At 56.4% G+C, this 13973-nt stretch carries 11 protein-coding genes and 1 pseudogene; 8 read left to right on the top strand and 4 right to left on the bottom strand.

Annotated features, from left to right (window positions below; translation table 11 throughout):
* Positions 1 to 25 precede the first annotated feature (25 nt).
* Positions 26 to 1954 carry a PAS domain-containing sensor histidine kinase gene (locus DQW50_RS02670; protein WP_198664578.1) on the top strand — a complete coding sequence of 643 codons (1929 nt, stop codon included), beginning with the start codon at positions 26 to 28 and terminating at the stop codon, positions 1952 to 1954.
* Between the two features lie 154 nt (positions 1955 to 2108).
* Here DQW50_RS02670 and DQW50_RS02665 read toward each other — a convergent pair whose 3' ends face one another.
* Together DQW50_RS02665 and DQW50_RS02660 are read right to left on the bottom strand one after the other, a co-directional pair.
* Positions 2109 to 2552, bottom strand: a complete 444-nt coding sequence (locus tag DQW50_RS02665; RefSeq protein ID WP_127341304.1) for a HalOD1 output domain-containing protein — start codon at positions 2550 to 2552, stop codon at positions 2109 to 2111.
* Positions 2553 to 2594: 42 nt separating this feature from the next.
* On the bottom strand, positions 2595 to 4478 hold the full coding sequence (locus DQW50_RS02660; protein ID WP_112077762.1) for a helix-turn-helix domain-containing protein: 1884 nt from the start codon (positions 4476 to 4478) through the stop codon (positions 2595 to 2597).
* 464 nt (positions 4479 to 4942) lie between these two features.
* Here DQW50_RS02660 and DQW50_RS18355 point away from each other — a divergent pair, with 464 nt between their 5' ends.
* The 4 genes from DQW50_RS18355 (at position 4943) to DQW50_RS02640 (ending at position 7271) form a co-directional block, all read left to right on the top strand.
* Positions 4943 to 5164, top strand: coding sequence for a hypothetical protein (locus DQW50_RS18355; protein WP_233255199.1), 222 nt, complete (start codon positions 4943 to 4945; stop codon positions 5162 to 5164).
* Positions 5165 to 5241: 77 nt separating this feature from the next.
* Positions 5242 to 6324, top strand: coding sequence for a CNNM domain-containing protein (locus DQW50_RS02650; RefSeq protein WP_112077761.1), 1083 nt, complete (start codon positions 5242 to 5244; stop codon positions 6322 to 6324).
* Between the two features lie 125 nt (positions 6325 to 6449).
* Complete coding sequence (locus DQW50_RS02645; protein ID WP_112077760.1) at positions 6450 to 6635, top strand: hypothetical protein; 186 nt, start codon at positions 6450 to 6452, stop codon at positions 6633 to 6635.
* 216 nt (positions 6636 to 6851) lie between these two features.
* Complete coding sequence (locus DQW50_RS02640) at positions 6852 to 7271, top strand: universal stress protein (protein ID WP_112077759.1); 420 nt, start codon at positions 6852 to 6854, stop codon at positions 7269 to 7271.
* Between the two features lie 40 nt (positions 7272 to 7311).
* Here DQW50_RS02640 and DQW50_RS02635 read toward each other — a convergent pair whose 3' ends face one another.
* On the bottom strand, positions 7312 to 8571 hold the full coding sequence (locus DQW50_RS02635) for an inorganic phosphate transporter (protein WP_112077758.1): 1260 nt from the start codon (positions 8569 to 8571) through the stop codon (positions 7312 to 7314).
* Positions 8572 to 9004: 433 nt separating this feature from the next.
* Between DQW50_RS02635 and DQW50_RS02630 the strand changes: the two genes are divergently transcribed.
* The 3 genes from DQW50_RS02630 (at position 9005) to DQW50_RS02620 (ending at position 12331) form a co-directional block, all read left to right on the top strand.
* Positions 9005 to 10096, top strand: coding sequence for a hypothetical protein (locus DQW50_RS02630; protein ID WP_112077757.1), 1092 nt, complete (start codon positions 9005 to 9007; stop codon positions 10094 to 10096).
* 227 nt (positions 10097 to 10323) lie between these two features.
* Entirely contained in the window at positions 10324 to 11655 is a 1332-nt protein-coding gene (locus DQW50_RS02625; protein ID WP_112077756.1) for a hemolysin family protein, read from the top strand.
* A 235-nt stretch (positions 11656 to 11890) separates the two neighbouring features.
* The gene (locus DQW50_RS02620; RefSeq protein WP_112077755.1) at positions 11891 to 12331 is read left to right on the top strand and encodes a universal stress protein; all 441 of its coding nucleotides are present in this window, start codon (positions 11891 to 11893) and stop codon (positions 12329 to 12331) included.
* 899 nt (positions 12332 to 13230) lie between these two features.
* Here DQW50_RS02620 and DQW50_RS02615 read toward each other — a convergent pair.
* A pseudogene (locus DQW50_RS02615) lies at positions 13231 to 13768 on the bottom strand (ISH3 family transposase); the annotation flags it as partial.
* Between the last annotated feature and the right edge of the window lie 205 nt (positions 13769 to 13973).

Genomic DNA, 13973 nt, shown 5'->3' with positions numbered 1-13973 from the left:
CGCTTCAGCGCGGGGAGGATGTCAAGTGCCGTACACCCTGCCCGAGGGGGAGGCACACTTGTGGCTATATCGTGATGTAACAGAACGCAAGCAGCGAAAGCAGGAACTTGACCGGAGCCGCCAGTTCCTGCGAGATACACAAGAAGTCGCACATATCGGTGGATGGAAACTTGATTTGCAGTCTGAGTCGCTGCGGTGGTCGGACGAAGTGTATCGGATCCACGGACTGCCACCGGATGCCGATGTGAGGGTTGAAGACGCCATCGAGTTCTATCATCCCGACGATAGAGACACGATTCGGAAGGCTGTCGACCGTCTAACATCCGAGGGCGAACCGTATGACGTGGAATTGCGGATCGTCACAGTCGACGACGACGTGCGCTGGGTTCGCGCGCTCGGAGAACCGGTATATGAGGATGATGAACTCATCGCCGTTCAGGGGACGTTTCAGGACATCACCGAGCGCAAAGAGCGCGAGCAGGAGCTTCAGATGGTTCGCGAGCGGTTCGAGCGGTTCGCGAGCAACGTTGAAGACGCGTTTTTCCTGTTGCCGATCGACTACTCCGAAACCGAGTACGTGAATCCGGCAGTGGAAACGATCTACGGGATCACCCCGGAAGAGGCATACGACGACTCGATGGCATGGCTCCGACACGTCCATCCCGACGACAAGGACGAGTTACTCGCGGAGATGGAAGCCCAGCAGGACGAAACGTCCGACTGGCCACGCGAACAGGAGTTCCGTATCGACCACCCCGACCGTGGTGTGCGGTGGGTGCAGGCCCGCATCGACGCGATTACTGACGAGAACGGCGACCCGTCGCAGCTCACTGGTGTTGCGACCGACATTACCGAACAGATAAAACACGAACAGCAACTGGAACACAAAACTGAGGAACTGGAGCAATTGGCGAGGAAATACGAAACCCAGTATCGAACGCTGTTCGAGGAGGCCCCGGTAATGACGATTCTTACTCGCTCCGAGGACGGCCAACCGATCATCGATGACTGTAACAGCCAGTTTGTCGAGACCCTTGGATACGATGCGGATACAATAATCGGCAGTGAACTCGCGGAGTTCTACACACCCGAATCGGCGGAAAGACTACGATCTCAGGGGTACAGCCAAGCGCTTAACGGACAGTTTACCAGAGAGAAACGCGAGCTACTAACTATCGATGGGGAGACCATCGAAGCGCTTCTGCGTGCGGTTCCGCGCCGGACAGCCGACGGCAGCGTCATCGGAACGGTAGCGATGTATATCGACATCAGCGAACGTGAGTCCGTCAAGCGTGCGAACGAGCAGCTCGAAGAGTTCGCGAGTGTCGTCTCACACGACCTCCGGAATCCGCTGAACGTCGCTACCAGCCGACTCGAGTTGGCAGCTGAGGAGTGTGACAGCGCCCATCTCGACGATCTCGAAGGGGCGCTTGACCGGATGGGGGCACTGATCGACGATCTCCTACTGTTAGCCCGGGAAGGTAAAGAGGTAACCGACGCTCAGCCGGTCGACCTCACCACGATTGTCAACGGGTGCTGGGAGAACGTCGAGACGAATCAGGCAAGCTTAATCACTACTATCGATCGAAGTGTTTGGGCGGACAGAAGTCGCCTCAAGCAGGTCTTTGAGAACCTGTTTCGGAATGCCGTCGAACACGGCCGGGCGGATGTGACTGTGACGATTGGGGGACTGAACGACGGGTTCTACATCGAGGACGATGGTCCGGGGATTCCGTCCGACGAGCGCGACGCTGTTTTTGAGGCCGGCTACTCGCAGTCGACCGACGGCACCGGATTCGGACTGAGTATCGTCGAACAGATTGTCACTGCCCACGATTGGAACATTCGTGTTACAGACGGGGCAGATGGCGGGGCTCGGTTTGAGATTACCAATGTTGAGTTCGTAGCTACAGAAAACTCTGCGTCCAGCAAATATCGAAGGGAGAATAACTAATTATACTAATCGGGTCAAACAGTCTTGATTGCCGATGCACAAATTGCTGCATTCGCATCGTGTATCCAGCAGGGCCGCAGAAACATATCAACGGCAGAAACGCTCAACAAATACAATAGAACAAGTGTCGATATGGCCGGGAATGTCACAGCAGTTAGTCACTACGTTGCTCAAATAGCGTCGAATCAAAATTCTCTCCTTTCCTCACGACGTTCTCATTTCTGTCCAAGACAACCAGCCCTCCATCCTCTAACTCGGACAGAGACAAATGAGTTAGCTGGAGACGGAGTTTCGCCACTTCCTCGTTTGCAGATGGAAGATCAGTATGAAGTAGATCCGTTCCAGAGATCACGATCTCACCAGAACCCGAAAGCTCTATATCGTACTCCTCAAAAACGAACGAGATCGTCACAGTATCGTCACCGCCGAGCAATTGGTCCATCGCATCTGGATCAATTACGTCTGCTACTGGATCAATATCAAGCGGGTCTTGATTCGTCACGAACGCAATCGCTTCAATCATAGCGACGGATGGAGGGCGCTCACCAATCTGGAAATGCCACTTGTTGGGTGTCGAGTTGTCTTGATTCGCGCTCACAATGTTTTGTGCCACCTCATACCATATGAACACAGACTCTGACTAGTCTGACGGTAGGGCGGCTGCCTGTTCGAACAAATGATAGAATACTGTAGACTCCGCCCGTCGCAAGTGATAGTGGAACGTCTGTCGCGAAATGCCGAGTTCCGCCGCCAGTTCGTCGCCGGTTTTGAGCCGTGGGCGCTCGTAGTATCCCCCGAAATACGCTAATTGCAGCGCTGCTTGTTGTCGATCAGTCAGTTCCTCATCGACAAACTGTCGGAGATACGTCGGAGTCAACAGCCGTCGTTGAGCGACGAGTTCGATATCCGAATACTGTTCTCGAATCGCCTGTACAACAGTCGTTGAATCGACCGTTTCTGGGAATCTCCCAATCACTGTCGCCGTGTCGTCTTTGATCGTCACCGTTTGGAGTTCGCCGTCGAAGGTATCGAAGATGGCGGCAATTGACTGGTCAGTGGCAGTTACGTGGAAGCGAGCGCTCTCCTCCACGTCTTTCAGGAGTCTGAAATCGAAGGCGGAGGGAAAACCGCTCTCGACGAGACTCCGAACAATCTGGGGTGACAGCCCGTTTACTGCCCAGAATAGGCGTTCCGTTCCGTCAGAGAGCGAGACAGTCGAATCAAGAGCCAGCTCGAAGTCTGCGTCTGTCTCTGTACGGCAGAGTCGAGCAATCTCCGCGGATCTAAACTCCAGTTCCGCGGTGGGATCAAGCACGTCCCTGCGTTCAAGAGCGTACAACGCGTACCCGATAATCTCGCCGAGTTCCGTGAGAATGCGCTGTTTCTCTTGGCTGAATGCCTCGGAGCGATCAGCGTACACCCCAAGCACGCCGTATACCGTCCCTTCATACCCCAAAGGAACGGAAGCGTACGATCGTATCCCGTGGGTATCGGCAAGGTGCTTCCAATAGTCGTAGGGAAGATCAGCGAGATCGTGTTGGACTTGTAATTCACCGGTTCGTACGGCGTGCGCAGCAGGACCCTCGTCGAGCGGAGGTGCCTTTTGATCCAACATCTCATCAAGATAGGTTTCCATATCCCCAGCCATCGCCCAGGGTTCGAAGTCATCGAATAGTGACGACAGTTCACCCATCACTGTCGATTGGTACGCATCGAACTCCAGGAGCGTGTCACAGACAGCCTGTGCGACCTCCTTGCGCGTCTCGGCCCGTGCGACGGTCTGGACGATTGCCCGGATTACGGTATTGAGTCGATCGATGCGCTGGAGCTGTTGCTCGCGCTCTTTGAGGTCGGTAATATCTCGCCCTTCCGGCACAAGCAATATTATTTCGCCGTGTTCGTTCGACACAGGGCGGAGTGAAAAATCAATGATTGCGGTGCGGTCGGCACCCTGAACTTCGACCTCGAACCGAACGAACTCGCCGTCGGCTGCTCGGTCGATAGCGTCTCTCAACTGGGCTTGCGTCCCGTCGGAGAGCTGCCACCAGTAGGCCTCCCAGAACGGCTTCCCGACGACGTCCTCTCGGGTCAGGCCCCCAAAGGAGAGTGCGGCCTCGTTTGCATCGATAAGCGTGCCGTCGGGCTCAAGAACACCGATAAAATGGAACGTCTGGTTGAATATTAGCTCATAGAGGTCCTCTTGGCCGAGATTTTCCATCGATAACTGGAATGAATCTTGCCCTTCTCGAAGTCGACTATGCGCCGACGGTGCCAGAGAGTGAGCAGCATCATATAACTCATCGGATGACTGCTCCGTAGGTCGCCACCACACTCGACCTCTCGCCCCGACTTTCTTTGTCTCAAGAGCACCTTGGTTGACGAGGACATCTAACTTGTTGTAAATCGTGCGCGCTGTACAGTCGAACTCGGCTGCGACCTCCGTCGTCGTCACCGGCGTGCCAGCAGGTGCGAGCGTGTCGACAGCATTCAACACGGTGGCTGGCGAGGGTGACGCAGAACTCATACACCCAAAATGCACGCGAACCAGAAAACGATTCCGTCAACAGAAAACCCGAACAGTGCCCTCGAGAGACCCCCGCAATTGATATCCTCCACCCCACTCGCTCACGGATTTGCCGTTCGTGGTTCGAGACGGCGGCCGTCTGGTAGCCACGCTTTAGACACTCGAAGTGCTTGCGGTGGCTATCACCATCGTGAGTGAACCGCCTCGAAAACCGGGGAACACTACAGCACCCCATTTCCGTGGCAAACGTGTATCGTTTCTAGTTCCGTAACCCTATACAAAATGAGCTACGATACGGAACACGTGGGAAACGCGGGTGACACTCCGAAGATGATCATCGGATCCCCACGTTCGCAGAATTACTCGAGAACCCGTCCCTCGCTAGTCTCTATACATCGATTCGGCGCTCAGCGACTGCCACGGCCCCCGAACTTGTTGAGTCAACGACTGACTCGAAGAAGACGGTGTTCGACTATCTCGATAAACTGGAGCAGGCAGGCCTGATCAGCAAGGTTGACGAAGATGGCGGAACCGCCGTATACACCGCTGAAACTGCGTATGATCTCGTCGAAGCGCTCTATTCGATTTTCGATCTTGGTGACGATGAGCCGGGCCCGACGACGTACACACCGGATGATTTCGACGAGGACGAAGGCGATCTCCTTGGGGAATTTGCCGACAAGTAGACCGAATGACGAGGCTCAGCTCGTACCGGTGAGCGAGATGACGGAATTCTTGATACCACGGGGAATAGCCCTACGAAATGAATGGTCTCGAACTAACGCTCCGCCTACTGAGCGGTGTTTTGCTTATCCTCGCAAACGGATTCTTCGTCGCGATCGAGTTCGCACTCACTCGCGTGCGACAGTACCCTAAGTCCGAGTTCGACGTCCCGGGACTCGAGCGAGCCTGGGAGATGACACAGGATCTCGAAATCTATCTCACAAGCTGTCAGGTCGGCATCTCTGCGACGAGTATCGCCGTCGGCATCGTCGCGGAACCTGCCCTGGCTTCGTTGATCGATCCAGTGTTCGAGAACACGCTGCTCACGTCGATTGGGGCGGGTGGCATCCTTGCGTTCGTCATCATCAATCTGCTCCACCTGACCCACGGCGAACAGACACCCACGTATCTCGGGGTCGAGCGGACGAAGTTCGTCGCTCGGTACGGCGCGACACCGCTGTACTGGTTTGCCAAACTGCTCTATCCGGTCATCGTGATCGGAGACAGCGTCGCCAAATGGACGCTCGGGCTGTTCGGTGTCGAGATGACCGGTGCCTGGCTGGAAACCGAAACCGACCGGGTCGAATCCCGGGCGGACCTCCGCCATCGGCTCGGGACTTTGCTTGACCAAGGGAATCTTTCTGAGGAACGGCAAGAAGAGATCCTGAACGCCTTCACTGTCGGCGAACAGCCCGTCAGCGATATTATGACCGATCGTGAGGACATTATTTTTCTCTCGACAGCCGTCTCTGCGCAGGAAAATTTCGATCGAATCGGAACAAGCCCGCACACGCGATTTCCCTTGATTGGTGACGATCCAGCCGACTATCGAGGGGTTGTCTACGTTCCTGCAGTTGTTGATCAGATCGACGAGCTCCGGCATGGCGAGGTCACGTTCGAGGATGTCGCTGCTCCACCGATGACGCTCCGAGCAGACACGCTCATCAGCGATGCCGTCGATCAGTTTCAGGACGAACATCAAGAACTCGCGCTTGTGTATGATGAGGACGAGGAGAACGTCGTGGGACTGATCACTGCGACAGACGCCCTCGAAGCAGTGATGGGTGAAATCGAAGACCCCCTCGACATCAAACTCAAGGAACAGAAAAGCGCCCCCCAGTGAACTGGCTGTACGAGTCCAAAGCCGACAGAATCTCCACGCGCTCCTATTCAGAGCAATACTTTTCAACTTACTGATTAATGACGTACATTCTCAAACGCTTTATTCGTCCGGCTACAATCACGGATATGGAATTTGATTTCACGCGCTCAGTGGTTCCGCTCGCCGTAATCGTCGCCGTCGCAACAGTCGCGCTCACGTCCGTAATGGCTCCCTCAACGGTCTTCATGATGGTTCTGCCCTCAATGATCGTCTTCTCGGTCGTCGCGTTCTTCTTCGGACTGAAACACGGCGAGTTCCGTGCCAGTCCGTAGCGGTCCGGTTCACTTCGGGATGTCCGCGGAGAAGGTCCACTCCCGCTCTGAGTTACGCTGATCCCGAGTAATATCGGTGCCCGAGGCGCGCTGTATATCTTGCCTGTCAGGAATCTCGTGCAAAATGTAGAGAGTTTGGTAGCTGGTGGGAATACGTTGCGCATCCTGAGACGAACGAACCATCATTTTATCCACATTCTACCCGTAGTCGGCAGTATGATCTCACGGATTCTCGTTCCGATAGACGGCTCGGAGATGGCCCAACATGCGCTTGAGTACGCCCTTGAGAACCATCCCGACGCGGAGATCACCGTCCTACATGTCGTGGGCGAACCGTCATTGTGGGGCGGAGCAGCCACGTCACTTGCTCTTGAGGAGGATGTTGAAGAAGCCGCAGAGGAGCGCGCAGAGGACGTATTCGATGGCGCCAAGAAACTTGCCGCCGAGTACGATATCGAGATCACCACTGAGGTTCAACTGGGCCATCCGGCACGGGCGATTGTGAACAGCGCCGACGATTTCGATGCGGTCGTCATCGGGATCCACGGCGGCTCGTTAGTGGATCGACTGGTCGTCGGGAACGTCGCCCAGAAAGTGTTCCGCAACTCGCCCGTCCCCGTGATCGTCGCTCGGTGAGTCGCTGCGACTGAGACCGATGGACGGATGTGGTGCTCTCTTAGGCGAGGAGTGAAAACAATCCATAGGATCCCACGACCGCCATCGTCGGCGTGATAACCCAGAGCGCCACGATACGCGCCGCCGCTGCGGGGTCAAACAGACTTTCGGCGGACAGCTCCTCCGGGTCTTTCTCGCCAATGCTAGACACACGATCCTCGGATGCGTGCTGCCTGTCCGGGTGCGGAGACTCGCCTTCAGCGAGTTCGCCCACAGTCGGGCCTGCAGCGACCCCCTTGTTACCTTCAACTGGCGGGAGTTTGAGTGCACCAGTCGTAAACGTTGGAGCGGATTCATCGGCAGGGGACTGTGTGACTATTTCTGCGAGCGTCCGCGCTCGGCTTGCACGGCCCCATCCGAGGCCAATGATACAACTGGTCGTACTCACGGCGAGACTGGCTGGAATGCCGAGCCACGATAGCACGGTGATAATCGTCGCACCCACGGTCGAAACGATAAGCGCTGCCAGAATCGGCATCTTAGTGATATCGCTGCCAACGGTCGCCAGCGTCCGCCGGGCAATCGTGAAGCCGCCCACACTGATGGCCCCGACCGCGAGGAGAATCGCCGGGCTGGGATTAAGGGAACCGTTGCCGACAAGCGGGGCGACCGCGTTCGCCGCGTTCGAGGCTCCGGCGCTGAACCCCATGTAGCAGGCAATTGCCACCACAAGCGCCGACCCGATCAGATCCCGAGGCGCCACGTTATCGTTGACCGATAGCTGTGGGAGCCTCCCCTGGGTATCGATTGCGATCAACGGGTTCGTAAGGCGACCAAATTCGAATTTGGCGTCGAGGTGTGGGTACAGGTATCTGCCGATAAACGCACCTGTGAAGACGGCGATCAGCGGGGCGACGATCCATGCCGACAGGATGGTAAACATCAGGGCAGTGTTGAGCGTCCCTGTTGCCAACCCCAATCCGACGATTGCTGCGACGGCTGTCATCGAGGTTGACGCCGGGACACCGTAGAGGTTCGAGATCAGGAGTGCGAGCCCGGTGAAAAAGAGGACGCCAACGCTCGCTGCGGGTGTAAAGGCTGCTGCATCGACGATTTCGGTACTCATCGTCGTGATGACCTTCCGCCCAATCGTCCACGCTCCGAGGAACGCGAACACGGTAAACAGTGCCCCGGCAGTGACCTTTCTGACGGCCCGGCTGCCGACCGCCGGCCCGAAGGCAACACCGGTTGATGACCCGCCGATATTGTACCCGACGAATACTGCTACCAGAAACCCCAAGAGAATCAGTAATTCTGCCACGTGTCTGCGATTCGGTTCGCACACGAAAAAATAGTGCCGTTTCACTGCTGAACCGTTGGATACGAGCGATAGACGAAGTAATACGGAGATCCAGTACTTCACAACTGAAGTCCCACTAGTCTCTACCGATTCGTCTCCACACGGGTTGTCCAAAGATCAGTGACTGATATGCGCTGTGTATGTAGCAGAGTAATTTCGATCTACTCAGTGTCTGTCAGTCCGGGTGTGACCGATACGGAGGGTGTATCCAGCAGGGAACCACTTACAGAAGATCAATTTTTCAGTGAGCACTTTGAGAGGATCTTGGTCGAGCTGCCGTCTGCCATACGACTCAGTACCAATAGGGAGGGCATTAACCGAGAGTCGTCGCGCGGCTGTTCCCATCGGTTGTGACGGCTCAAGCATTTTCAATTGTGAGCGGAACTGGCCTAGTATGAGCGACAATGAGGGGAGTCGCCCGAGCGACACGATGCGAGAGCGCGTGCCGGAGAACAGTTGGAAGTTCTGGCTACTGTTGAACGCGAACCGGTGGCTGGTCGCCGCCGGAATCTCGGGCGGCGTGTTCCTCACGCTCGCTATCATCGGGCAGCTCCATCCAATCGGGTCGCCGGCGCTGTTCAGCCAGGCGGACCCTATCGAGACGCTGTTCCAGGGGCTACTGACGTCCATTATCACGGGCGTCACGCTCGTGCTCGCGCTCAGTCAGCTCGTCCTCTCTCAGGAACTGGGGCCGGTCGGCGACCAGCGCGAGCGCATGGAGGGCGCGATGGCGTTCCGGAAGGACGTCGAGGACGTCATCGAGGAGCCCGTGAGTCCCGCCCAGCCCTCGGCGTTCCTTCGATCGCTCGTGAAACTCACGAAGCGGCGCGCCAAAGCCGTCTCGGACGCCATCCAGGACATTAACGACGAGGCTCTCAACGACCAGGTGGCCCAGTTCACGGAGAACGTGAAGGGGAACGCCGACGCCGTCGAGAACGGTCTCAAAGACGCCCAGTTCGGGGAGTTCGACGTGGTATTCTCCGCGCTGAACTACAACTACTCGTGGAAGTTGTACGCGGCGCGCCGCATCCGCGCGGAGAACGAGGACGTGCTCACCGAGGATGCCCGAGCGGCGTTCGACGAACTCATCAACGCGCTCGAACTGTTCGGGCCGGCGCGTGAGCACTTCAAGACGCTATACTTCCAGTGGGCGCTCATCGACCTCTCCCGGACGATGCTGTACGCGTCCATACCCGCACTCCTCACGGCGGTCGCGGGCATCCTCTACCTCGAACCGGCGCTGTTCCCGGGGACCGTGTTCGGCGTGCGCACGCTCGTCCTGGTGGTGAGCGCGGGCGTCGCCGTCGCCGTGCTGCCGTTCGCGTTCCTGTTCTCCTACATTCTTCGCATCGTCACCGTGACGAAGCGCACGCTCTCTATCGGGCCGTTCATTCTCCGGGAGACCGACCGGTCCCGCGACCTCGACTGGGGCGAAACCGAAGCGAAGAGCGGGGAACACGCGGACGTTGGGGATGAGCGTGAATAGCGTGGACATCGGCCGTTCGCTTGGCCAAGCGATCGTTCTCGTAACCGAGGCCGCGTCGATCACGTCTTCGAGCTCAAACCCCGACGTCTAATTTGCCTACTGAATGTCGAGGTCCTATTGACAGTAGTCGATCACCCGCGAATCCTGTAGATGGTTTTAGTAAACAGAACGAGATGCATAGCTATGGACACACTACAATCGAACGGCAGTCCGTTCTGGGAGTACCGATGGTAAACGTCGCGCTCTCCGTGGGACAACTCGTCTTAGCACTGTTTCTCGTGGTGCTCAACGGCTTTTTTGTCGCTGCAGAGTTCGCCTTCGTTCGGATTCGGGGGACATCGGTCGACCAGCTCGTCGAGGAAGGGCGCCCGGGTTCGGGGACACTCCAAGAAGTGATGACCAATCTCGATAACTACCTCGCCACAACGCAACTCGGCATCACCATCGCCTCGCTCGGGTTGGGGTGGGTCGGCGAACCCGCAGTGGCGGCGCTCATCGAACCCGTACTGGAACCGATTCTCCCGGCGGGTCTCATCCATCTCGTCGCGTTCGCAATCGGCTTCAGTATCATCACGTTCCTCCACGTCGTCTTCGGCGAACTCGCGCCGAAGACGATCGCAATCGCCCAGACCGAGCGACTCTCGCTATTTCTCGCCCCGCCAATGAAATTCTTTTATTACATCCTCTATCCGGGAATTGTGGTCTTCAACGGGGCAGCCAACGCGTTCACGCGGTCGCTTGGTGTGCCGCCCGCGTCCGAAACAGATGAGACACTCGGTGAACGAGAGCTCCTACGAGTACTAACACGATCGGGCGAGGGAGGGGACATCGACGTTGCGGAAGTGACGATGATCGAGCGCGTCTTCGATCTCGACGACATCGTGGTGCGAGAGGTCATGGTTCCACGACCGGACGTGGTGAGCGTTCCGGCCGATGCCCCCCTCTCCGACCTCCAGTCGATCATCCTCGAGGCTGGTCATACCCGCTATCCAGTTCTTGATGCCGACGACAGCGACCAGGTGACCGGATTCGTCGACGTCAAGGACGTGTTACGAGCTGAGGTGGAGGGCGGGGACGGTCAGTTAGTTGGCGACATCGCCCGCGAGATCGTCATCGCTCCCGAGACGATGGCACTGAGCGATCTCCTGAGACAGTTCAGGGAAGATCAACAGCAAATGGTCGCAGTTATCGACGAGTGGGGGGCATTCGAGGGGATTGCAACGGTCGAAGACGTCGTCGAGGCACTCGTCGGAGACCTCCGAGATGAGTTTGATATGGACGAGCGTGAACCCTCGATTCGAAGCCATGGCGATGAGGGGTACGACATTGACGGGGGCGTCCCGCTATCGAAAATCAACGACATGATTGAGGGAGATTTCACAAGTGAAGAGGTCGAAACGATCGGTGGACTGGTACTCGAGCAACTCAACCGCGCGCCAGAACGTGGCGATCGCGTTGAGGTGAACGGGTACGTCGTCGAGGTGACGAGCGTTGAGGGAACCCGAATTTCAACAGTCCGGGTCCACGAACGCGAGGAGGATGATTCAGGGGTGGACTGATCGGGATTATCCTGGCCGGTCGGAGGTCCAGAGCCCCTCGACCAGCAAGGGGTATCAGATTCGCATGAAAGCGAATCGATGGACTCCTGCGATACCAGATACGCGTGTTATGTTCAGCACGCTCTCAAAGACTCATCCGGATTCTGGAAGGACCCGAGTGCTGAATATAGAGCGTGTATCCTGCACAGTGGATAGGCTACCGAATCAGTATAAGAAGAGATGCTAAGATGCTGGTATGGATAGTGAAGACGAATCCCACCAGCGGAGTCTTCTCTCTCACGTTCTGGTGCCAGTGGCGAATGAAGACGATGCACTGAAAACCGCAAAAGCACTTGAGCCGTACAATCCTGACCACGTCACTGCACTCCACATCGTGGAGAAAGGCGAAGGTGTCCCAAATAAAACACCGGTCGAACAATCTGAAGAACTGGCAGAGGAATCGTACGCCTCTGTCCGCACTGTGTTTCCCGATGCTGATGAGCACACGGCCTACGCTCGGGATATTGTAGGGGCAATCTTCAAGAGTGCCGAGAAGGTCAACGCGAGCGCAATTGCTTATCGGTCGCGGGGCGGAAATCGCATAATTCAGTTTCTATCAGGTGACACTTCGCTCAAACTCGTCACACAAGGCGACCGGCCAGTGATTGCTCTCCCACGGAATGACACAGAGACCTGAGTCTAACCGCCTGACGAATTGTATGTTACACCTTGTAGCATCCAATCTCCGTCGAACCACACGCGGGACATTCTTCGGTCTCTGCGGAAACAGTTGTCCCACAATTTCGACACTCATACACTTCCGCAGTCTGACCACCCCCGCGAATAAAATCAAGAAGACCCATTTTCCGACACTTCCCCTTCAACACCAATGAACGTTGCCTCGGATATCACCCCCCATATTAACGAGTGCCAGATACAGGTTCTCGTTTATTCTGAGTACTGAAGTGCAAGATACGCGCGCTCTATTCAGTACGGCTTAGAATACACATCCAGAATCAGACATATTTTCCCATTCTCAAATGCCCGATTTCAGCCGCCTCACGCCTGAAAGGCCGATTCGTTCGATAGTCGAACCAGAGCCTGCAGCCCCATAGATTTGAGGTAGAATAATCGCCAGACTGCGTGGCGATTATCGGTCGATTGGGCCTGATTTTGCTTTCGTTCGATTGGCGATTGGACGAGTGGGTGTCACCGGGATTCGCGTACAGCCAAACTGGTGCCTACGGAGAAAATCAATCGGTGATTGACACCACATCTTCATATTCTGCCAGATCTCGCGTGCTGAATATCAGTACTTCCCAATCGAGTCGAGAGAGCGTTACCTGAACGCCACAAAACAGTCACTTTCTGTATAATTTGACGGTCAGTCTCTCCTGCTACCGCGGAGAAGATCGAGGGCGTTCCAATTCAACGCTCCGAACAGACGAGATCAACCGAATCTCAGCGGTATCGAACTAAGGCTGTCGCTCACTGCCCAACAGGTAAGCCGTGGGCTGACCCCGGTCAGCCCGCGGCCGCAGCCTGTGACGCCGGTACACCAATCCCGTTCGCTTTGATCTTCCACTGCCAACGCATCTCGACGCGGGCGAGCACGCGCTCGACCGCGTCGGCCTCCTCTTCGTCGTTGCGGATGTCGGTCATCGCCAGTGTCACCGGCTTCTCGTTGGAGACGAAATAGGTGGTACAGTAGCGGTGGCAAGTCGTCGTACCGTCTTTGGGAACCATCGAGCAGAGTTCGCCTTCCTCGGCGTAGTGATCGCCGTGATGGGGTATGTCGATGAAGTCGATAGAGACGATTCTCGACCGGCGGGTCGAGAATCGTCATGGTGAGGCGTCCAAGCAGAAGGTTGGCAAAGACTTCGAGCCAGTCACGGTCAAGAGTGTGAAGATACGTGAGAGTCGTGTCGTCACAGGGTGTTCCGTCGGTGTCTTTGCACGTTTCCCAGATTGAGGTCTGGTTAACACAGGCCAAGATGACGACGAGCCAGATGTCGCCGGGGTCGAGGGGGCTCTCCTTGACCTCCGGCAAGGGGAGCGGAGCAATGACTTCTTCCGCTACGTCTTTGACGTCCGAGGCCGAAAGGTACCCGTCTGGATCGAGGATCTTGAACACATCCAGATCCAGACACTTTCCCGTGATCACATCGGCGATTCAATTCAGTTGATTACGCCGGTTGGGAAGTACCGATATCTGGGCTTGTTGGCTCTGAGTCAAAGAGTTGAGGATCATAGATGGTCACTAGTATTACCGCCGTGTTTGCGGAACCAGACACGCTCACGGTCTGGAGACGCACCTTCCTCAAGTTCCAACCGGCGAC

Origin of the sequence: Halorubrum sp. 48-1-W (assembly GCF_003287355.1) — an archaeon.
Taxonomy (GTDB): domain Archaea; phylum Halobacteriota; class Halobacteria; order Halobacteriales; family Haloferacaceae; genus Halorubrum.
The sequence above is the reverse complement of the archived record's forward strand: the minus strand, read 5'-3'. Positions and strand labels throughout refer to the sequence as shown.